General features: G+C 61.0%; 16 protein-coding genes and 1 other RNA gene. 2 read left to right on the forward strand and 15 right to left on the reverse strand.

Going from position 1 to position 21,673, the window contains the following annotated elements:
- The first annotated feature begins 49 nt into the window (after positions 1-49).
- The gene (locus tag GH769_RS17265; protein ID WP_003193191.1) at positions 50-598 is read left to right on the forward strand and encodes an adenine phosphoribosyltransferase; all 549 of its coding nucleotides are present in this window, start codon (positions 50-52) and stop codon (positions 596-598) included.
- A 109-nt stretch (positions 599-707) separates the two neighbouring features.
- Here the strand turns inward: GH769_RS17265 and GH769_RS17270 are convergent, their stop codons facing one another.
- The 6 genes from GH769_RS17270 to GH769_RS17295 form a co-directional block, all read right to left on the reverse strand.
- Positions 708-1,856, reverse strand: a complete 1,149-nt coding sequence (locus GH769_RS17270; RefSeq protein WP_032903105.1) for an acyl-CoA dehydrogenase family protein — start codon at positions 1,854-1,856, stop codon at positions 708-710.
- 211 nt (positions 1,857-2,067) lie between these two features.
- Positions 2,068-2,670: a recombination mediator RecR gene (gene recR, locus GH769_RS17275; RefSeq protein WP_014719453.1), complete on the reverse strand. Its 603-nt coding sequence runs from the start codon at positions 2,668-2,670 to the stop codon at positions 2,068-2,070.
- A gap of 66 nt (positions 2,671-2,736) precedes the next feature.
- Positions 2,737-3,771, reverse strand: coding sequence for an NADP-dependent oxidoreductase (locus GH769_RS17280; protein WP_003193196.1), 1,035 nt, complete (start codon positions 3,769-3,771; stop codon positions 2,737-2,739).
- Between the two features lie 139 nt (positions 3,772-3,910).
- Positions 3,911-4,249, reverse strand: coding sequence for a YbaB/EbfC family nucleoid-associated protein (locus tag GH769_RS17285; protein WP_003193199.1), 339 nt, complete (start codon positions 4,247-4,249; stop codon positions 3,911-3,913).
- A gap of 43 nt (positions 4,250-4,292) precedes the next feature.
- The gene (gene dnaX / locus GH769_RS17290) at positions 4,293-6,374 is read right to left on the reverse strand and encodes a DNA polymerase III subunit gamma/tau (protein ID WP_014719454.1); all 2,082 of its coding nucleotides are present in this window, start codon (positions 6,372-6,374) and stop codon (positions 4,293-4,295) included.
- Positions 6,375-6,451: 77 nt separating this feature from the next.
- A complete protein-coding gene (locus GH769_RS17295; protein WP_032874161.1) occupies positions 6,452-7,393 on the reverse strand; it encodes a DMT family transporter in 942 nt (313 codons plus the stop codon).
- A 98-nt stretch (positions 7,394-7,491) separates the two neighbouring features.
- On the opposite strand from GH769_RS17295, the gene GH769_RS17300 reads away from it, so the two are divergent.
- A complete protein-coding gene (locus GH769_RS17300) occupies positions 7,492-8,355 on the forward strand; it encodes a LysR family transcriptional regulator (protein WP_014719456.1) in 864 nt (287 codons plus the stop codon).
- An 18-nt stretch (positions 8,356-8,373) separates the two neighbouring features.
- Here the strand turns inward: GH769_RS17300 and GH769_RS17305 are convergent, their stop codons facing one another.
- The 9 genes from GH769_RS17305 to GH769_RS17345 all read right to left on the reverse strand — a co-directional run bounded on the left by GH769_RS17305 (position 8,374) and on the right by GH769_RS17345 (position 21,533).
- The gene (locus tag GH769_RS17305) at positions 8,374-8,964 is read right to left on the reverse strand and encodes a hypothetical protein (protein ID WP_020302653.1); all 591 of its coding nucleotides are present in this window, start codon (positions 8,962-8,964) and stop codon (positions 8,374-8,376) included.
- Between the two features lies 1 nt (position 8,965).
- Entirely contained in the window at positions 8,966-10,012 is a 1,047-nt protein-coding gene (locus tag GH769_RS17310; RefSeq protein WP_014719458.1) for an N-acetylmuramidase family protein, read from the reverse strand.
- 158 nt (positions 10,013-10,170) lie between these two features.
- Positions 10,171-12,132, reverse strand: a complete 1,962-nt coding sequence (locus GH769_RS17315) for a hypothetical protein (protein ID WP_032903103.1) — start codon at positions 12,130-12,132, stop codon at positions 10,171-10,173.
- A gap of 150 nt (positions 12,133-12,282) precedes the next feature.
- An RNA gene (gene ffs, locus GH769_RS17320) (signal recognition particle sRNA small type) lies at positions 12,283-12,379 on the reverse strand.
- A 98-nt stretch (positions 12,380-12,477) separates the two neighbouring features.
- The gene (locus GH769_RS17325) at positions 12,478-13,644 is read right to left on the reverse strand and encodes a putative zinc-binding metallopeptidase (protein WP_014719460.1); all 1,167 of its coding nucleotides are present in this window, start codon (positions 13,642-13,644) and stop codon (positions 12,478-12,480) included.
- A gap of 161 nt (positions 13,645-13,805) precedes the next feature.
- Positions 13,806-16,172 carry an NAD-dependent DNA ligase LigA gene (gene ligA, locus GH769_RS17330; RefSeq protein WP_020302651.1) on the reverse strand — a complete coding sequence of 789 codons (2,367 nt, stop codon included), beginning with the start codon at positions 16,170-16,172 and terminating at the stop codon, positions 13,806-13,808.
- A gap of 87 nt (positions 16,173-16,259) precedes the next feature.
- Positions 16,260-17,123 (reverse strand): cell division protein ZipA, encoded by an 864-nt coding sequence (gene zipA / locus GH769_RS17335; RefSeq protein ID WP_014719462.1) that lies wholly within the window; start codon positions 17,121-17,123, stop codon positions 16,260-16,262.
- A 259-nt stretch (positions 17,124-17,382) separates the two neighbouring features.
- Positions 17,383-20,871, reverse strand: a complete 3,489-nt coding sequence (gene smc, locus GH769_RS17340; protein ID WP_032903102.1) for a chromosome segregation protein SMC — start codon at positions 20,869-20,871, stop codon at positions 17,383-17,385.
- Between the two features lie 2 nt (positions 20,872-20,873).
- Positions 20,874-21,533, reverse strand: coding sequence for a GntR family transcriptional regulator (locus GH769_RS17345; protein ID WP_014719464.1), 660 nt, complete (start codon positions 21,531-21,533; stop codon positions 20,874-20,876).
- Positions 21,534-21,673 lie beyond the last annotated feature (140 nt).

The following is a 21,673-nucleotide window of genomic DNA, read 5'->3' on the forward strand; positions in this document are numbered from 1 at the left end:
AGGCCGCAGGTATACTTCGAGTCCGTTTTCCGCTCTGGACTCCTCGACGATGACTTTTGATTCGTTCGACATCAAATCCCTGATTCGCCCCGTCATCGACTTCCCCAAGCCTGGGGTGATCTTCCGTGACATCACGCCGCTGTTCCAATCGCCCCGCGCCCTGCGCCTGGTGGCCGACAGCTTTGCCCAACGCTATGTCGAAGCCGACTTCACCCATATCGGTGCGATGGATGCCCGTGGCTTCCTGATCGGCTCGATCATCGCCTACCAGCTCAACAAGCCGCTCATCCTGTTTCGCAAGCAAGGCAAGCTGCCGGCGGACGTGCTGGCCGAGGGTTACCAGACCGAGTACGGCGAAGCCTTCCTGGAAGTGCACGCCGACAGCCTGTGCGAAGGCGATTCGGTGCTGATGTTCGATGACCTGATCGCCACCGGCGGCACCCTGATTGCTGCAGCGAACCTGGTGCGGCGCATGGGGGCAAAGATTTTTGAGGCTGCGGCGATTATTGATTTGCCAGAGCTGGGTGGCTCGCAGCGCTTGGCAGACATGGGGATTCCGACGTTTTGCCTGACGCAATTTGGGCTGACCGAGAGATAAAGGTCGGCAGTACTGCCGTCATCGCGGGCAAGCCCGGCTCCCACCTTGGAATGCATTCCCCTGTGGGAGCTGGGCTTGCCCGCGATGAGGCCCGAAAGAACACCCCGGTTTACAACCCCATCTGTTTACTGATGATTTCATTCATCACTTCACGCGTCCCGCCACCAATCGACAGAATCCGGTTATCGCGATAAAGCCGTTCCACCAGGCTGCCACGCATATACCCCTGCCCCCCCAATATTTGCACCGCGTCATACGTCACCCGATCAGCGGTATCGGTGGCCAGGTTCTTGGCCATGGAAATCTCTTTGATCACACTCTTGCCAGCGGCCATCTTCGCGGCCTGACGATAGGTGAACTCGCGGGAAACCTCCACGGCGGTAGCCATTTCCGCCAGGCGATGCTTGAGCACCTGGAATTTGCCGATGGGTTTGCCGAATGCTTCGCGCTGGGCGGCCCACTGGAGGCTTTCCTCCAAGGCCAGTTGCGCGGTCATGTTGGCCATGAGGGCCAAGGCCAGGCGCTCGCTCTGGAAGTTGCCCATGATGCAGGCAAAGCCCATGTTCTCGACACCGATGAGATTGCCCACAGGCACGCGGCAATCGTCGAAGAACAACTCGGCGGTGTCCGACGCCCACCAGCCCATCTTCTTCAGCGGCTGGCCGACGGTGAAACCCGGGATGCCTTTTTCGATCAGCAGCAGGCTGATACCGCCAAAGCCCGGCCCACCTGTGCGCACGGCCACGGTGTAGAAATCAGCGCGAATGCCGCTGGTGATAAAGGTCTTGGCGCCGCTCACGCGGTAATGCTCGCCTTCACGTACGGCGCGGGTTTGCAGGTTGGCTACATCCGAGCCGCCGCTGGGCTCGGTGACCGCCAGGGCGATGATCTTCTCGCCGGCGAGCACCAGAGGCGCTATGCGCTCACGCACGTCGGGCCGGGCCCATTTGACGATGGGCGGCAGGCCGATATCCAGGGAGCCGAGCCCGGCCACCAGGCCACCGGAGCCGCACCGCATCAGCTCTTCGCTGGCGGCGACCTTGGCGAACAGATCGCCTTCGTGGCTGCCACCCAGCGCCTCGGGGTAGCCGATGCCCAGAACGCCCGCCGCACCGGCCTTGAGGTAAAGCTCGCGGGGAAAACTTTCCGCTTCCTCCCATTGCTCGATGCCGGGCAACATCTCGCGTTCGACGAAGCGGCGCACGCTGTCGCGGACCAATTGGTGGCTGGGATCGAAGTATTCCTGAAAGGCAGACATCGGCAAGCTCCATGGCGGGATGGAGCGAACTTACCAAGCGCTTGCTTGGTTATCAAGCCGAATACATTTTTTACCGTCACACAAAACCAATGTGGGAGCCGGGCTTGCCCGCGATGCAGACGCCTCGGTTTTTCAGGTACACCGTGGTGATGCTATCGCAGCGATGCGGCGACCCGACAAGCCAGCTCCCACATTGGGACTGCAGTGGGTTTTAAAGCGCGATGGGTTTGCGGCCTGCGAACGAGTGCGCCAGGGTGCCACCGTCCACCAATTCCAGCTCGCCACCCAACGGTACGCCATGGGCGATCCGTGAAGTAATCAAACCTTTATTGGTCAGCAACTGAGCGATGTAGTGAGCCGTGGCTTCACCTTCCACCGTCGGGTTGGTCGCCAGGATCACTTCAGTAAAGGTGCCCTGCTCTTCGATTCGCGCCACCAGTTGTGGAATACCGATGGCTTCCGGCCCCAGGCCATCGAGCGGCGACAGGTGGCCCTTGAGCACGAAGTAACGCCCGCGGTAACCGGTCTGCTCCACGGCGTACACATCCATCGGCCCTTCCACCACGCACAGCAACGTGTCGTCGCGACGCGGGTCGGCGCATTGCGGGCAGAGTTCTTCTTCGGTAAGGGTGCGGCACTGGCGGCAATGGCCCACACCTTCCATGGCCTGGCTCAGGGCCTGGGCCAGGCGAGTGCCGCCGCTGCGATCACGCTCCAGCAGTTGCAGCGCCATGCGCTGGGCAGTTTTCTGGCCGACGCCGGGCAAAGTGCGCAAGGCGTCGATCAGTTGGCGAATCAGGGGGCTGAAGCTCATGGGCGAAGGGTCCGACAAAACAACGAGACGCGGTTTATACCCGCGCCCCGGATTAGCGTCAAATACTCAATCCTGCGCGACGCGCACCACCAACTTGCCGAAGTTGCGCCCTTCGAGCAGGCCGATAAAGGCTTCGGGCGCCTGCTCCAGGCCATCGACCACGTCCTCGCGGAACTTGATCTTGCCCTCGCGCACCCAAGGCGCCATAGCGCTGAGGAACTCCGGCTGGCGGTCGCCATAGTCGTCGAACACAATAAAGCCCTGGATCCGCACCCGCTTGGTCAGCAAGGTGCGTTGCAGCGCCGGCAAACGGTCAGGGCCGCTGGGCGCTTCATGGGCGTTATAGCCGGCGATCAACCCGCACAGCGGCACGCGCGCCTTGGGGTTGAGCAAAGGCAGCACAGCATCGAAGACTTTACCGCCGACGTTTTCAAAGTAGATGTCCACGCCTTTGAAGCAGGCCAGGGCCAGTTCATGGGCAAAGTCTTCGCTCTTGTGGTCGATACAGGCGTCAAAGCCCAACTCATCCACCACATAGCGGCATTTGTCCGCGCCACCGGCGATGCCCACCACGCGCAAGCCCTTGAGCTTGGCCACCTGGCCCACCACCGACCCCACCGCGCCCGACGCAGCCGCCACCACCAGGGTTTCCCCGGCCTTGGGCTGGCCGATATCCATCAGGCCCATATAGGCCGTCATGCCCGGCATACCCAGTACGCCCAGGGCCATCGACGGACTCGGCAGACCCTTGGGCAGCGGGATCAGGTTATGGCCTTCGCAAATGCAGTGGCTTTGCCAGCCAGTGGCGCCGACCACCAGGTCGCCCACTTCGAATTTCGGGTTGCGCGATTGCTCGACACGGCTGACAGCCCCACCGGTCATCACTTCACCGATTTCCACGGGTGCGGCGTAGGACGGCGCGTCACTCATGCGTCCACGCATGTAGGGGTCCAAAGACAGGTACAGGGTCTTGAGCAGCACCTGGCCGTCTGCCAGGTCCGGCAGGCTGACACGTTCCAGGCGAAAGTTTTCCGGCGTGGGGGCGCCTTGAGGGCGTGAGACCAGAACGATGCGTTGGTTGAGCGTCATTTCTTGAGGCATCAGCGGGGCTCCTTTATCGGTGAGTGGTTTCAACGGTATAGGGTGCAGACCATCGGTGAAGGCTTGGGGTTCGATGTTTCGACCGGCGAAAAAAATGCCAGGCACGATGCCTGGCATTTGAGTCTAGCTAAAGCGTGTATCAGAACGGCAGTTTCATGCCCGGTGGCAGTTGCATGCCAGCGGTCACGCCGGACATTTTGTCCTGGCTGTTGGCTTCGATCTTGCGCACAGCGTCGTTGACGGCTGCGGCGAACAGCGCTTCGAGCATTTCCAGGTCATCTTCACCCACGCCCGGCAATACGCTTGGGTCGATGCTGACACGCTTGATGTCGTGACGACCGGTCATCACCACGCTGACCATATCGCCACCGGCTTTACCGGTGACTTCGGCGTTGGCCAGCTCTTCCTGCATCTTGGCCATTTTTTCCTGCATCTGCTGCGCCTGCTTCATCAGGCCGGCCATGCCACCTTTCATCATGGGAATCACCTCAAAAGTACGTGGATCAATGAATAGCCCGGTGTCATGACGCTTGGGGCACCGGGGCTTCGACAGGTTCAATAGTATCGTGGCGGACGACCGCACCGAACTGTTGCATCATTTGTTGGATAAGCGGATCTGCGTGGATCGAATCCTCAGCCTCGCGCTGGCGGTTAAGGCGCCGACGGGTCGCGGCCTGGGCCGGCGTTTCCTGCTCGGGCTTGATCAGCTCGATGGCAATGGTCAGCGTGCGCCCATGGTACTGGTTGAGCGCATCGTTGAGCCGGCGCTGCTGGGTGGCGTTGAACAAGGCGCTATGGGCCGGGTCCAGGTGCAGCAGCCAGTGGTCGCCTTCGATGGAAATCAGGGTGCAGTTGGCGGCGATACTGCCGGTCATGCCGGAGATCGGCAATTTCGGAAACAATTCCAGCCATTGCAGGGCCAGACCGGTAGCCGGGGCCGCGGCAGGTTCTGCCTCGGGCTCGGGCGCCGGTTCCGCGGTGTGCTCGCTGGCCAGTTCGTCCAGGTAGCTGTAGGCCGAATCCATGTCCGGCTCGATGTAGTCTTCGTCCAGCGGCGGTTCGTCATCCAGGTCAATGCCCGGCGTGGCCGCGTCGACCTGGGCGACCGTCGGTTCAGGAACGGGCGCCGATACCCACTCAGGGGCATCCGGCACCACGCTGTCCGGAGTCGGCGTAGGCATCGGCGTCAGCTCGGGTTGCTCGCCGGTGGTTTCCAGCACGGGCTCCACGGCGGGCTGTTGCTCGGGCTCTACTTGCGCTTCGACCGGGTCATTCCAGGGCAAGTCGACCACGGGTTCGGGCTCGGGCTCAATGACCGGCTCGGGCTCGACCACCGGTGCGACGGCAACCGGCGCAGGTTCAGGCTCAGGTGCCGGCGCAACCGGCTCAGGCACAGCAACCGCAGGCGCTGCAACTACTGGCGCGACAACGGCCGCCCCAGCCACGGGTTTGGCGGAATCAACTGTGGCCTGGCTGATCCCCACTGGCTTTAGCGGCTGTCTCGGTGCGTCTGCCGAATCTGCCGGCCGGAACGCCAGCATGCGCAGCAGCACCATTTCAAAGCCACCCCGCGGGTCGGGTGCCAGGGGCAAGTCGCGGCGACCGATCAGGCCCATCTGGTAGTAGAACTGCACGTCTTCGGCCGGCAAGGCCTGGGCCAGGGCCAATACGCGATCACGGTCGCCATGACCGTTGTCCACGCCTTCCGGCAGGGCCTGGGCGATGGCGACGCGGTGCAATACGTTGAGGATTTCCGAAAGCACGCCATTCCAATCCGGGCCTTGCTCCGACAGGTGGCGCACCGCTTCGAGCAACGCCTTGGCGTCACCCTCGATCAGCGCGTGCAGCACGTCGAACACCTGGCCGTGGTCCAGGGTACCGAGCATGGCGCGCACGTCGGCGGCCATGACCTTGCCTTCACCAAACGCGATGGCCTGGTCGGTGAGGCTCATGGCATCGCGCATCGAACCATCGGCGGCACGGCCCAGCAACCACAGCGCGTCGTCTTCGAACGGTACGTTCTCGACGCCCAGCACGTGGGTCAAATGCTCGACCACACGCTCGGGGGTCATGTTTTTCAGGGAGAACTGCAGGCACCGCGACAAAATCGTTGCCGGAAGTTTCTGCGGGTCGGTGGTGGCCAGGATGAATTTGACGTAGGGCGGCGGCTCTTCCAGGGTTTTCAACAAGGCGTTGAAGGAGTGGCTGGACAGCATGTGCACTTCGTCGATCAGGTAGACCTTGAAGCGGCCACGGCTCGGCGCGTACTGCACGTTGTCCAGCAGTTCGCGGGTGTCTTCGACCTTGGTACGGCTCGCGGCGTCGATCTCGATCAGGTCGACGAAACGCCCTTCGTCGATCTCACGGCACACCGAACAGGTGCCACAAGGCGTCGAGGTAATACCGGTTTCACAATTCAGGCATTTGGCGATGATGCGCGCAATCGTGGTCTTGCCCACCCCGCGCGTACCGGTGAACAGGTAGGCGTGGTGCAGCCGTTGGCTGTCCAAGGCATTGATCAGAGCCTTGAGCACATGGGTCTGGCCGACCATTTCGCGGAACGAGCGCGGGCGCCATTTACGTGCAAGAACCTGATAACTCATCGAAAACCGTCGCAACTGGGAAGCAGAAGCCGGTAATGCTAGCGGAGCAAGGGGGAAATTGCATCCGGCACGCTCGTCTAATCTGACGAAGCTTGTTCGATTGGCCTCCCAGAGGGCACCTGAGGACGTTTTGCTGGCACCTTGGAGCGCCAACGCCCTTCCAGACTGATAGCGGCGACGCTGGCCAGCACGACCACTGCGCCCAGCATCACCTGCAGGGTGACGTGCTCGCCAAGCAGCGTGGCGGCCATCAGCATGGCAACCGGTGGAATCAGGTACATCGCCACCGACGCACGACTGACCTCGACGTGCTTCAACACGTAACCCCAGGCCAGATAGGCCAAGGCACTGGGAAAAATACCCAGCACCAGCACGGCGAGATTCTCCCCCATCGGTGCCTGCACGATGGCGGCGGGCAGTCCCGGTAGGTTCACGCACAGCATCAGCGTGCCGGACCACACCATGTAGCACGCCATCGTCAACGGGCTGTAGCGATGGGCGTAATGTCGCTGGATGGCGAAGTACACACTCCATGAGCAGGCCGCCAACAAGATCAGCAAACCCCGTGGGTTGAGATCGCCCATGCCCTGGTCGCCCCAGATCACCACCAGTACGCCAGCCAACCCCAACAGTACGCAACCCCAGCGCCAGGCGCTGACCTGCTCTTTCAAGCAGAAAAACGCGATCAACACACTGAACAACGGCGCCGACTGTGCCAACACACTCGACGCTGCCGCCGTCACCCATTGCTGCCCATGATTGAGACTAGTGTGGTGCAGGAACACCCCGAAAAAGCCCAGCACCAACAACCACGGCAGGTCGCGCAATGGTGGCCGTCCAATTCCCACCCCCCAGGCCACGCAGCCCATGAATACCGACGCGATCAAAAACCGCAGCAGCGCCAATTGGCCGGGGCTATAACTGTGCAACCCCATGTGTACGCCGATGGGCGAATACGCCCAGCAGAGGATGACGCTGGCAATGACTAGCGTAAGCTTCAGAGGTGACGGAGTATTCATCGACAGCATCCACGCAAAAGGAATGCTGCCAGTCTTGGCCCAGGCCAGGCATAGGACAATTAAGCGTTTCTGACTTCTGAAATCATTGGAACTGAGCAATGGAACTGGCCCAACTGAAAATGGTGCGAGCCGTGGCGCAAACCGGCAGCGTGGCCCAGGCGGCACTGCAATTGCACTGTGTGCCGTCCAACATCACCACGCGCATCAAGCAGCTGGAAAGCGAGTTGGGCACGCCGCTGTTTATCCGTGCTGGCCGAGGGCTGGCGATCAGCGCTGCGGGAGAAATCTTCCTGGATTACTGCGAACGTATCCTGGCCTTGGTGGATGAATCCAAACGCGCGGTGGATGCCAGCGCCATTCCCCGTGGCACCTTGCGCATCGGTGCGGTGGAATCCAGTGCCAGCGGGCGCTTGCCGCCGCTGCTGGCGGAATACCACCGGCGTTATCCCAATGTCAGCCTGGAACTGGTCACCGGTGCCTGGGCGCAACTGCTGGACGACCTGCAGCACCACCGCCTGGACGTGGCGCTGGTGGCCGCCGGCGGCAAACGCACGAAGCTGGAACAGAGCGTGGTCTACAGCGAACGCCTGGTGCTGATCGCCAGCGCGTGCAGCGCGCCTATCAATAGCGCCGAGGACTTGGCCGGCCGTACATTGCTGGTATGGCCGCCGGGCTGCCCTTATCGCGCCGCCCTGGAAAACTGGCTCAAGCCCCATAACGTCAAGCCAGCGATTGCCAGCTATGCAAGCTGGGGCACGATCATCGGTTGCGTCAGCGCGGGGATTGGCGTGGCGTTGGCACCCGAGGGGATCCTGGCGCGCTATGAACAGGCCAATCAGTTGGCGTCTTATCGCTTTGAAGCGCTGACGCCCGTGGACAACCTGTTGTTCTGGCATACGGACACCCAGCGGCACCTGGCGCGAGATGCGTTCGCCGGGCTACTGCGCGAGACCTTTGGCTGACTTGCTCGCTCCTACAATTTAGGGCTTCGGGGCAGCCAACCGTGCGTACTGGCCCTGGCTGATCCAGCCCGTGAAAGAGCGGTCGTCAGCGTTGATGAATTCCACCTGCGCCCAACCGTCCTTGAACGCCAGTACGCCCACCACGTCATGCTTGACGATGTAGGGCCGCTTTGCCGCTTTGGCGCCCGGCGTTTTAAGCAGGTAAGCCTTGTCGGCAGACACCGTCACCAAGCCGATCCATTGTTTGCTGGCGGTCTGGCTCAGCTCCAGGCCCGTGGCGATTTCCGGCATCAGCACATTGATGCAGCCAGGGTGTTGGCGGCCCTGCGCCACGGTCAGGGTCACCCCGTCGGGCGCCGCGGCCAAACTGCCTGGGTAGGCAGCGTCCCGCCAGGTGGTGAGCGCTTCGGGCTTGCCTTGCAGGTAGAACGTGCAACCACGGGCCACACCCTCGCCCATCGATTCCTGATAGAACCCCTCGACCTGATGCCCAGGCGTCACCGCCAGCATCAGCCCTTCATATTTACCTGAATGCAACGCCGCCGAGCCGGCCAACGCGGGCGCCACGGCGCACCACGACAACACTCCCATCGCCAGATAACGAATCATCTTATTTCTTCCCTTCAAAGGCTTCGTAGGCTTGTTTCATCAGGACGTCATAGTTGCCGTAATCGTCGCCATTATAGTTTCGGGCCATGGCGGTAAAATCCTTGTTTTTCATCGCGCTCAACAAGGCCGAGTTGTGGCTGCAAAGGCTGAGATAGGCCTTGAGTTGATTACCGGCATTGACCTTCAATGACGCCACGAACTCAAACACCGTCTTGAATCCGCACGCCGCGAAATTGAACCCCATGATTTGAAACATGCCCCAGGAGGCCGACATCAAGGCCGCTTCCTGGTCCAGCGCAAAGGCAGTGGCCATGGTCTCCCAGGCCTTGACCTGATCCTTGTTGTTCGTCTGCCATTGCGGGCCGGCTTTTTTCTTGTAGACATACGACAGCAGCGGCTGCGACTGGTCGTAGATGTGCTTGGTGTACTTGCGAAAGTGGTGCCCTTCAAAAGCGATGATCGGCAACTTGGCCGGCCCAAACCCCACTTTCCCGCCCGACTCCACCGTGGCGAACGCCTTGACCACATTCACCGAAATACCGTTGCCCAATTGCTTGGCGGCGTTCTGGAAATCCGTATCGCTCAAGGTCGTCCCGCCGTCGCAGGTGGACTGCATCATCAACTGCCGGTTACGCCGCTCGGCCTCGATCACCGCACGCACACGGTCCAGGTACACATTGACCGTGGCCTGTACCGCATCGATGTTGTTATTGCCGAAAATGTTGAGAAACGTCGGAATGCGCGTGTTAGGAAAAGCCCGCACCGGCACCTTCAGCGCCTCTTCGATCAGACTGTTGAACGTTCGCCCGGTGGGGTCGATCACGCCATCGGGATGGGCGTACTTGAGATGGCGAAACTGATACTGGCTGATGCACTGCACCAACTGGCCGTCGCACTTGCCGTTTTCCAGCAAGGCAAACCCCATCTTGGGAATGATCAAATTGAATAGATACTGGATGCACTGAACATCGGCGGGCAAGTTGCGGGCTTTGCCGGGCGTCCCTACCGAAGCACTGATAAGACGAGGCAACCCTTGCAGGCTTTTCATGACAGACATCCTTGTGAGTGAAAGAAGCGATAGCACTTCAATATCAAATCCATGCCCTTGTCATACTCTGAAACAAGTGGCCGGCGCAAGCTAACAAGGCGGTCTGCGGGTTGTCCAGAGGGCTTTATGAAAGTTGTGAAACAGCCGGATTAAATCCGTCAGTAACCGTGGGATTCACGGGCCTTTTGATACTTGTGGTAGTCGAGCCACTCGACCACATCGTAGGGCAGGTACAACTGCACCCGGGCTCGTGAAATCGCGATATACACCGCACAGAGTCGTTGATCGAACGCGTAGGCGTCCTGGAACTTCACGTTGGTCAACAGTTCCGGCGTAAGCAATACCCGGTCGAACTCCATGCCGCCCGCATCCTGCGCCAGCATCAACAGGACGCGCTCGTCCGGATGGCCGATCAATCTGTTCAAACGCGTGGCATCCGCCACGTTAAAGCCTTTTTCCAGTTCGGCCTCGACCCACAGAAACGCCTCATCGAACTGGCAGGCTTCGCGCACCTGCTGCCAATCGGCCATGTCACTGAAAAACGCATGGGGGCCGAGGTCATTGAACTCATTGCTATAGAAATCGGGTTTGAACAACGCGATGACCGTGTCCATGAAATGCTTGAGCGACTGCTGGGCCTCTTTGCTCGCCAGGCCGAACGCACAACGGGCGTGGCTCAGTTGGATCGCCCACTGCATGGTGTCCCAATGGGAAGCGGTCAACACCACGCAACCTTGCGGGGGTACAAAACCCTGCGGATAAAACTCAATGCCGACATCGGCATCGCGTGCGCCCTCGAAAAGCGATTTGCTTTTTTCCGAATGCAAGCTGATCAACGGGTTGACCAGGCGCTCGACATTGCGCCCGGAACGCACGGAGTAGCACACGTCGGTATGGCGAACCTCACGGGCGCGTTTGACCACGCCGCCACTGGCCTGCTGATACTCATCCCCCAAAGTGATCAGCACCTGGCGGCCGCGCTCGATGATTTGCAGCAACGGCGCGGGGATGTCCTGGCTCTCATCGATGAGCACGTGGGTATAGCGCTCGGGGACGACGCAGCCTGCAAGGCTGGCGCGCTTGATCATCAACAAGGCTTCAAACCCGGTATGCCGGCCCCAGGCCGGGTTCGCCTCAAGGTAGCCCCACAACCGGCTGGCATATTCGAGCAGCACCCTGGCATCGACGCCGGCGAGCGGTTGCTTGAAATGCGGCAAATGCTGGGCCGACAAGCTGTACTCCCAAGAGCGGCAGTAGGCTTCAAGCACCTTGAGGCACACCTCCACTACCGCTTGCCCTTCCAGGCGACGAAAACCAAAGATATTCAGTTCTTGGGCGAGCGCCTGCTTGGTCGGCACCCTCACCGGCGCATTCAGCGGCTTTGGCCTGGGGCCATGCAATAGAGCATGGGCGAAGTCCTGAAAGGTATGCCCGGCCTTACGCTCCCGCGCTCCCACCATGCGAGCACGCAGGGTTTCGAGTTTTGCCGGGGTGCGTGCCAGCAGCAAGGTCTTTTCCGGGCGCAGGTGCTCCAGCAAGGCCACCAGCAGGTGACTCTTGCCAATGCCTGCGTAGCCTTGCACATGCAGGTCTTCGTTCAGGTTGGCACGGAAGGTTCTGAGCAGCTTGTCCTGCTCGGCGCTCAACCAGCGCTCGCGATGCCTGGGCGTGATCACCTGCTGGCTGAACGGATCATTGGCCTTGAGATGGCGGACTTTATACTCGACGTCCCATTTGCCACTGGGTAACAGGTAGTCCTGCGCCTGGACTTCCTCCTCCAGCAGAAAGCGCAGCTTCAGGCTTTTGACCACATTGAGGCCGAAGTACAGCTTCCTCTGATCGAACAGCCGCTGCGCTTCAGAGAGCAGGGACACACTGGCCGAATGGCGGGCATCGACTGCCCAGTCAATCAGCTTGGCCAACACTTTTTCAGCACCGTTGGCGCTAAGGTCGCTTTCCGGCACCTGCGCCAGGTTCTGGATCACCAACACCGCCGCCAATTGGGGCTCACTCAGGGCTACAAGCGCATCGAAACCCTCACTGCCCAACAACCCCGCACAGGTGTGCTCGGTGATCGGCAAGAAAACAGGGCTGGATAAATTGAAATGTTCCGAGTGCATAGAGCCTCGTAGCCAGGGGAAGAGACGCTTGGGAGTATGCCACTAGACGGGAAATGACCGTCATGCACTGTGCAGGAAGCATCACAGATGACGGGCTGAAAATAACTTGAGATTTAGAAGGGACTGCAGAAGGGAGCGTTATGGAGGCAACCCCACCAGCCACACCCCGGCACACAATGTTCCCGCTGTGGCTGCTGCCTTCCGGCTCTGACCAGGTTCACGGGTAATCGTTGCGGGGGGACCGATGGGGTCACCATAACGACGCTGCCTCTCGGCAAGCCGCGCCATTGTACCCATCTCATCGGAAGTTACAACCGTTGGTTCCGGATTAAAAAATGAGAAGGCTCAAGCACTTGCCATAACCCCATCAGCCCTGCCGCCTTCTTCCTGGATGACCAGGTGAATAAAGTGCAGCTTGGCAATCACCGCGGGCGGCAGCACGAAGGGGTAGAAATCCGGCTGGCCCATGGCGCGGGACAGTTCGTTGAGCATGCCGGCCAGTTCGATCCAGGCATTGACGAAGGAAAGGAATGCCGGGCCGCCAGGGTGTTGCGGGTCGTAGAGCGTGGTCAGCGGGAATGGCTGGTAATCCAGGTCCATCTCGCGGGCGCTCATGCCAAAGCCCAGGGCTGTGTCCACGGCGTCCATCATGTGCAGGTAGTGGGCCCAGGTTTCAGCCCAATCTTCCCAGGGGTGCATGGTGGCGTAGGCGCTCACGCAGGTGAGTTGCCAGTCGGGGCGCGGGCCGTTCTGGTAGTGCTGGTCGAGGGCCTCGGCATAACTGGCGCGTTCGTCGCCGAACAGGTTGCGAAAATGAGGGAGCCAGTGGCTGTTGGCGATCAGGCGGTCCCAGTAGTAATGACCGACTTCATGGCGAAAATGGCCGAGCAAGGTGCGGTACGGCTCGCGCATCTGTACGCGGACTTTTTCGCGGTGGGCGTCATCGGCTTCCTTGATGTCCAGGGTGATCAGCCCATTGGCGTGGCCGGTGGTGGGCGCGTTGCCTTCCAGGTCGATACCGATAAAGTCGAAGGCCAGGCCAGTCTCTTCGTCAACGCTCTTGGGCACCACTTGCAGGCCCAGGCTGATCAGTTGCGCCACCAAGCGGCGCTTGGCGGTTTCGACCTTGCGCCAGCGTTCGGGGTTTTCCGCAATTGATAGGTCAGGAATGGTGCGGTTCAGGCTACAGGCCACGCACAACGGCGCGGTGCTGTGGGCAGGAATCAGCCAGTTGCACGCAGCCGGTGAGTCGAGGTTGGCGCAGCGCCGAAAAGCGCCAGCATCAAGATTGTCGTCGGCCAGCCAAGTACCGACCACCGGCCCAGGTTGCAGGGACGACAGGCGGCTTTGCTGCGGCTGGTAACCCAACGCCGCCTGGCAGGCCAGGCATTGGCTGTTGCGAAAGAACAGCGACTGGCCACACCGGCATCGCCACACCTTGCTGTTGCGCGAGGTTTCGGCCATGAACGGAGCGGCGATGCGCGTGCTGAGTTGCTCGAAGTAGCGGAACATGGCGATCTCTCCCTGGGGTGACAGAGACTAGATCATTTCTCGGGAGAGAACGTTCCCACGCTCCGCGTGGGAATGCCGCCTTGGACGCTCTGCGTCTGCGCGAAGGCCGTGACGCGGAGCGTCACAGGATGCGTTCCCACGCGGAGCGTGGGGACGATCAATCAGACGGTGATGTTGTGCTTGGCCAGGAAGGCGACGAAGGCCTCTTCGTCCAGTACTTTCAGGCCCAGCTCATTGGCCTTGGCCAATTTCGAGCCGGCGCCCGGTCCCGCCACCACGCAGTGGGTTTTCGCCGAAACGGAACCGGCCACCTTGGCCCCCAGGCTTTCGAGCTTGTCCTTGGCCACATCGCGGCTCATCAACTCCAGGGAGCCGGTGAGTACCCAGGTGTGCCCGGCTTCGGGCAAGCCTTCAACGACCTTTTTCTCGCTCTGCCAGTGCATGCCGAAGTCCTTGAGCTGCTGCTCGATGGCCAGGGCATGGTTGGCGTTGTCGGCATTGTCGAAAAACTCCCGTACAGCCTTGGCTTGCTTCTCGGGCAGCGCCTGGCGCATGTCGAGCCAGTCAGCCTTGATGATGCCCTCCAGCGAACCGAACTTGTCCGCGAGCTTCTGCGCCGCGCCCGGTCCCACCGAAGGCACGTGCAGCTTGTCGAGCAAACCGCCCAAGGTGGTGCTGGCGGCGAATTCCGCGCTGAGTTCGCCCTGCTCCTGCAATTGCAGGCCGCATTCGTCTGGCGACAACAGTGCGCCAATCACCTGCTGGTTGTGACCGTCTTCAAAGAAGCTATGGATCTCATGGGCCACTTCCAGCCCTACATCCGGCAAGTACGTCAGCACCTCTGGCAACGCCTTTTGAACACGCTCCAGGGACGCCAGCGAGCGCGCCAGCACCTTGGCCGTCTCCTCGCCCACATCGGGAATGCCCAAGGCGTAGATAAAGCGTGCCAGGGTCGGGGTCTTGCTGTTTTCGATGGCGCTGATCAGCTTCTTGCTGGAGGTATCGGCAAAGCCTTCCAGGTCGATGATCTGTTCGTATTTGAGCTTGTAGAGATCGGCCGGCGAGCCGATGAGCTGTTCATCCACCAGTTGCTCGATGGTCTTGTCGCCCAGGCCGTCGATGTCCATGGCCCGGCGCGAGACGAAATGAATGATGGCCTGCTTGAGTTGCGCACCGCAGGCCAGACGCCCGACGCAACGGTACACCGCGCCTTCGCTGACGGTTTCCTTGCCCTTACTGCGCTTGACCAACTGCGTGCGCTCCACATGGGAACCGCACACCGGGCAATTTTGCGGGATCTGCACAGCGCGGGCGTTTTCCGGGCGGCGTTCGGTGACCACCGAGACCACCTGCGGAATCACATCACCGGCGCGGCGGATGATCACGGTGTCACCGATCATCAGCCCCAAGCGTGCCACTTCGTCCATGTTGTGCAGGGTGGCATTGGACACGGTCACACCGGCCACCTTGACCGGCTTGAGGCGCGCCACCGGCGTGACCGCACCGGTACGGCCGACCTGGAATTCCACGTCGAGCAGCTCGGTGAGTTCTTCCATGGCCGGGAATTTGTGCGCGATCGCCCAGCGCGGCTCGCGGGCACGGAAGCCCAGTTCACGCTGGTAGGCAATGCTGTTGACCTTGAACACCACGCCGTCGATTTCATAGCCCAGCGCATTGCGGCGCTCGCCGATGTCGCGGTAGTAGTCCAGGCATTCCTGAATGCCCTTGGCCAGCTTCAACTCGTGGCTGATGGGCATGCCCCACTTCTGCAACTGCTTGAGGTTGCCGATATGGGTGTCGCTGATATCCGCGGTCACCTGGCCGATGCCATAGCAGCAGAACTCCAGCGGGCGACTGGCGGTGATCTTCGAATCCAGTTGGCGCAGGCTGCCCGCCGCAGCGTTGCGCGGGTTGGCGAAGGTCTTGCCACCCACTTCCAGTTGCGAGGCGTTCAACCGCTCGAAACCGGCCTTGGACATGAACACTTCACCGCGCACTTCCAGGGTGGCTGGCCAGCCCGTGCCGTGCAGTTTCAGGGGGATATTGCGCACGGTGCGCACGTTGACGCTGATGTCCTCGCCCGTGGTGCCGTCGCCCCGGGTGGCACCGCGCACCAGCTCGCCATCCTGGTACAACAGGCTGACCGCCAGGCCATCCAGCTTCGGCTCGCAGCTGTATTCCACCGCCGCGCCAGCGCCAAACAGATCGCCCACCGGCAGGTCAAGGCCCTCGGTGACCCGGCGATCAAACTCCAGCATGGTGGTTTCATCGAAGGCGTTGCCCAGGCTGAGCATCGGGATCTCGTGCTTGACCTGGGTGAACGCCGACAATGCCGCACTGCCGACCCGCTGCGTCGGCGAATCACGCGTCACCAGTTCCGGGTGCTCGGCCTCCAGGGCTTTGAGCTCGTGGAACAGGCGGTCGTATTCGGCGTCCGGGATGCTCGGCTCGTCGAGGACGTGGTAGCGGTAGTTATGCTGATCCAGTTCAGCGCGCAGTTCGAGGATGCGGGTATGGGCGGCGGTCATGGGTGTTCTCTCATAAAGCAAAAGAGCAGCCGAAGCTGCTCAATATGTTAGTGCACGGATTCTACAGACAACGCTTAAGATCGTTCCTCAGCGTTTCTGTGTCAGGGCGCGACGCTCGAACTCGACGATGCGCTGACGGTAGTGTTCGATGGTCTGGGCGGTGAGCACGCTGCGTTGGTCGTCTTTGAGCTCGCCGTTGAGTTCCTGGGACAGCTTGCGGGCGGCGGCCACCATCACGTCGAACGCTTGTTTGGGGTGACGCGGGCCTGGCAGACCAAGGAAGAAACTCACCGCCGGGGTGCTGAACAGGTCGATATCGTCCAGATCGAACGTGCCCGGCTTGACCGCGTTGGCCATGGAGAACAGCACTTCGCCGTTACCGGCCATGCTTTCGTGACGATGGAAGATATCCATCTCGCCAAAACGCAGGCCGCTTTCGAGGATGTTCTGCAAGAGTGCCGGGCCTTTGAAACCGCCGGCGTCGCGGCAGATCACGCTGATGACCAGCACTTCTTCGGCAGCCGGCTGATCGTTCACCGATTGGCGCGACGCGCTTTTGGTCGCGGTCTCGTCCGGGAAATCATCATCACGGCTGCTGAAGCTCGGGCCGTCGTCAACGTCGAGGTTCAGGTCGCCCTGGTGTGGCTCGGCAACCGCCGCGCCACCACGCTTGCCGCGCTTGGAGGACGGTTCGCGGGCTTCACGCAGCGGGGCGCTCATCGACGGCAGGTCGTGCTCGTCCAGTTGCGGCTCTTTATGGGTATCCAGCACACGGGGCGGCCCAAGCAGCTCGGCGGCGCCGTCGTCGTCAGGCAAGTTGGACAGGTTTCGGTCCAGACGGAACTTGAGCTTGCCCTTGCCACCGCGCATACGGCGCCAGCCATCGAAAAGAATACCGGCAATGACAATGATGCCGATGACGATCAGCCACTCGCGCAGACCGATTTCCATGTAATCCCGTGCCTCTAATAAAAAATGCTGAAAAATAAGGGGTTTAGCACCGTGCAAACCGCTTTAAAACGTGGCGCCAACTCTATGTTCTGACTGACGTTTTGCCCACGCACACGAAAAATTGACATTAAACTAGCACGACCAAAGATAACTTTACACCGTCTGTCAAAATGCCTTGAACAAATATGTCCATTTGCCACTTTCCCCAGACCGGTAAATCGCCCTACAGCGTGCTGTAAATTCTCTCTCCCGGCGTGGTTCAGGATTCCACCATCGCCATCGCCTCTTCCACATCCACCGCGACCAATCGCGAACAGCCCGGCTCATGCATCGTCACCCCCATCAACTGGTCGGCCATTTCCATGGCGATCTTGTTGTGGGTGATATAGATGAACTGCACCGTCTGGGACATCTCTTTGACCAACCGAGCGTAGCGTCCAACGTTAGCGTCATCCAGCGGCGCGTCAACCTCGTCGAGCATGCAGAACGGCGCAGGGTTCAACTTGAAGATGGCAAATACCAGGGCCAATGCGGTCAGGGCTTTCTCGCCGCCGGACAACAAATGGATGGTGCTGTTCTTCTTGCCCGGAGGCCGCGCCATGATCGTTACCCCTGTATCGAGTAGATCTTCGCCCGTCAGTTCCAAGTAGGCGCTGCCACCACCGAAAACTTTTGGGAATAACGCCTGTAAACCGCCATTAATCTGATCAAAGGTATCTTTAAAGCGGTTGCGGGTTTCCTTGTCGATCTTGCGGATCACGTTTTCCAGGGTGTCCAGGGCTTCAACCAGATCAGCGTCCTGGGCATCCAGATAACGTTTACGCTCGGACTGCTGCTGGTACTCATCGATAGCGGCGAGGTTGATCGCGCCCAGGCGTTGAATACGTGCGGCAATCCGTTCAAGTTCTTCTTCGGCGTCTTTCTCGTTGGCCTGGGCGGTCAGGGTGTTGAGCACGCCGTGCAGGTCATAGCCGTCTTCCAGCAATTGGTCTTGCAAGGTCTTGCGGCGCACGGTGAGGGCTTGCCATTCCATACGCTGTTGTTCGAGCTGGCCGCGGATCAACTGGGATTGCTGCTCGGCCATGGTGCGACGCTTTTCGGCGTCGCGCAGTTCGCGGTCTGCGTCTTCCAGGGCGATCTGTGCGGTCTTGAGTTCGACGTCGACGGTCATGCGCTTATCGAGCAATTCCTCAAGCTTGAGGCGCAGCTCTTCCAGCGGCGCCTCGCCCTCCTCCAGGTTGAGGCTCAGTTGCTCGCGCTTTTCGGTCAGGCGTTCGGACTGCATCTCCAGGCGCTCAAGGGCCTGGCGCGTGGAATCATGCTGGGCGCGCAACGAGCCCAAGCGTACGGCCAACTGATGGGCGTGGTCCTTGTGCTGCCGGGCTTCCTGGCGCACGCGGTCAAGGCGCTCACGCAGGCTGTCGCGCTGGGCCAGCAGCAACTCGCGCTGTTCGGTGTCCAGGGCCATGCTGTCGAGGGCTTCCTGCAAGTGCAGGCGCGCTTCACCGATCTGTTCGTGTTCCAGGGCGCGCTGTTCGCCCATCTCGGCCACTTCTTCGTCAAGACGGGTGCGGCGCAGGGTCAATTGCTCCACCTTGGCCCTGCTCGCAGACAACTGGGCTTTCAATTCGCCTTGCTGGCGCGCTTCGTCCTGCAACAGCCGACGCAGGTGTTCGCGGCCGGTTTCCTGCTGACGCTGGGTAGCACGCAGGGTTTGCAGTTCGGTTTCCAGGCTTTCCAGTGTGGCTTCGCGTTCTTCACGCTCAGCGCTCAGGTTGACGATTTCCTGGCCACGGGCCAATACGCCACTTTCCGCCTCACTGGCGCGGCGCACGCGCAGGAAGTGGCGGCCGACCCAATAACCATCGCGGCTGATCAAGCTTTCGCCGGCCGCCAATTGGCCGCGTTGGGCCAAGGCTTGCTCCAGAGACTCCACCGGCCTGACCTGGCCCAGCCAAGGCGACAGATCCATCGCCGCCTCGACCTTGTCCAGCAAACTACCCGGCACCCGCGCACCCTCGGGCGCCGGGCTGAGCAGGCGCAAATCGCCCTGGGCAAACCCGGCCAGGTCGAAGCCGCCGAAATCATCCACCAGCACCGCTTGCAGATCGGCGCCCAGCACGGTTTCCACCGCCAATTCCCAGCCGGCTTCGACTTTCAAGCCTTCGGCCAGGCGGGGGCGTTCGGCCAAATGCTGGTCGCGCAGCCATTCGGCGGTGCCGGTACCGGGGTCGAGCGCGGCTTGCTGCAAGGCCTCCAGCGAAGCCAACCGACCATTGAGCCGCTGCAAGTCGCCCTGGGCTTGCTGCTGCGCCTGGGTCGCGGTGTGCAATTGCTGACGCAGTTGCTCCAGGCGCTCCACTTGCTGCTCTTCGCTGGCCTCCAGCTCTTCCAGGGTCATTTCGCTTTCGGCCAGTTGTTCGCTCAGCGCCATGATCGCCGCGTCTTCCGGGTCGGCGGCGAGCAGTACGCGCTCTTCCTGCAGCCGGCGCTGGCGCTCGGCCAGGCGTTCCATGCTGGTTTCCAGTTGCTGGATGCGCGACTGCTGCACCTCGGCCTGGCGGCGTGGTTCGGCGGATCGCAGGTTGAAGGCGTCCCACTGTTCCTGCCAGCCGTGCATGGTGGCTTCGGATTCTTCCAGGGCGGCGGCGGCCTCTTCGGCGGCGGCGCTGGTGATTTCCTGCTCGGGGGTGAGCATGTCCAGCTCTTCGCCCAGGGTCAGCAGCAAGGTACGGTCATGGCCCAGGTGCGATTCGGTTTCCAGGCGTGCGCGTTCGGCTTCCTTCAAGTCATCCTGCAACTGGCGCAAACGCTGCTGGCCGTGCTGGATACTCTGCTCGACCCGGGCAATGTCACCGCCCACCGAATAGAAGCGGCCTTGCACCAGATTGAAGCGTTCGGACAACTCATGGTGACCGTCACGCAGGCGCTCAATGCTGGCGTCGGCATTGCGCTGCTCGGCCACCAGCGCTTCAAAGCTGACTTCCTGGGTGCCAATAATCGCTTCGCGCTGGCCCACCTGGTCATTCAAGGCCTGCCAGCGCAGGGCCGACAGTTGCGCCTTGAGTTGGCGCTCTTCGCCCTTGTATTCCTGATACTTCTCGGCGGCCTGCGCCTGGCGGTGCAGGCGTTCGAGCTGGCGCTCCAGCTCTTCGCGCAGGTCGGTCAGGCGGGCGAGGTTTTCGTGGGTGCGACGGATACGGTTTTCAGTCTCGCGACGGCGCTCCTTGTACTTGGAGATGCCGGCCGCTTCTTCGATAAAGTTACGCAGGTCTTCGGGCTTGGCTTCGATCAGCTTGGAGATCATGCCCTGCTCGATGATCGAATAGCTGCGCGGGCCCAGGCCGGTGCCGAGGAAAATATCGGTGATATCGCGACGGCGACACTTGGTGCCGTTGAGGAAGTAGCTGTTCTGGCTGTCGCGGGTGACTTTACGACGGATGGAAATTTCCGCGTAGGCGGCGTATTCGCCGATCAGGGTGCCGTCGGAGTTATCGAATACCAGTTCGATACTGGCCTGGCTCACCGGCTTGCGGCTGGTGGAGCCGTTGAAAATGACGTCGGTCATCGACTCGCCGCGCAGGTTTTTCGCCGAGCTCTCGCCCATCACCCATCGCACGGCGTCGATGATGTTCGACTTGCCGCAGCCATTGGGCCCCACCACCGCCGCCATGTTGCTGGGGAAGTTGACGGTGGTGGGGTCGACGAAGGATTTGAACCCCGCCAACTTGATGCACTTGAGCCGCACGCTTAGGCGTCCGCCAAGGCTGCGATGACCAGCGAACTGCTGCGCTGGCAATAGGCTGTGAGCACCAGGCGAATCTGCACCAGGTCACGGGCCAGTACTGCGGCGAGCAATTGCTCGAACAGCGCCAGGAACTCGCTCATGGACGCCTTGCGCTGATCCAGGGCCAGGTAATAAGCGCGGTTCATCGCCGGCTGCAGGTTTTCGACGGTTTCCTGCAAATAAGGGTTGTTGGCGAAGGGGTACGCGGCGCGCATCACGCTGAAGCTTTCTTCGACGAAAGCGCGGATGTCCTCACGCTCCAGGCTCAATTGAAGGCGTTGCTGGATCTGCAGAAACGGCGCCATGTCGGCCTGGGTCTGCCAGCCTTCGGCAACCGCATTGCCGAGCAGGATGTACATCTCGCCCATCAACGTACACAGGCTCTGCACCTTGTGCGCGGTAAGTTCGGTGACGTGAGCGCCACGGCGCGGCAGGATCGCAATCAAATGGCGGCGCTCAAGGATCAGCAAAGCTTCGCGCACGGAACCACGGCTGACGTTGAGCGCCAGCGTGACCTTCTGTTCCTGGATCCGCTCCCCAGGCTTGAGATCGCCGCGAATGATACGTTCGGCGAGGTGGTGAGCAATTTGCTCGGCGAGACTGTCCGGCGCCTTGAACGTCATGTTTTCCCTTCAAAATCTTCTATCAGTACAAGCGCGGCAGTGTAGCGCATTGGCCCGCTGATGGCGCTACGCCCACCGTGGCGAATTTGGCATGAAATAAGCAACGTTGAAGCCTGTAAGCCGCCAAAAACGCCGGTTCC

The organism is Pseudomonas sp. CFSAN084952 (assembly GCF_009648855.1).
GTDB classification, from domain to species: Bacteria; Pseudomonadota; Gammaproteobacteria; order Pseudomonadales; family Pseudomonadaceae; genus Aquipseudomonas; species Aquipseudomonas paracarnis.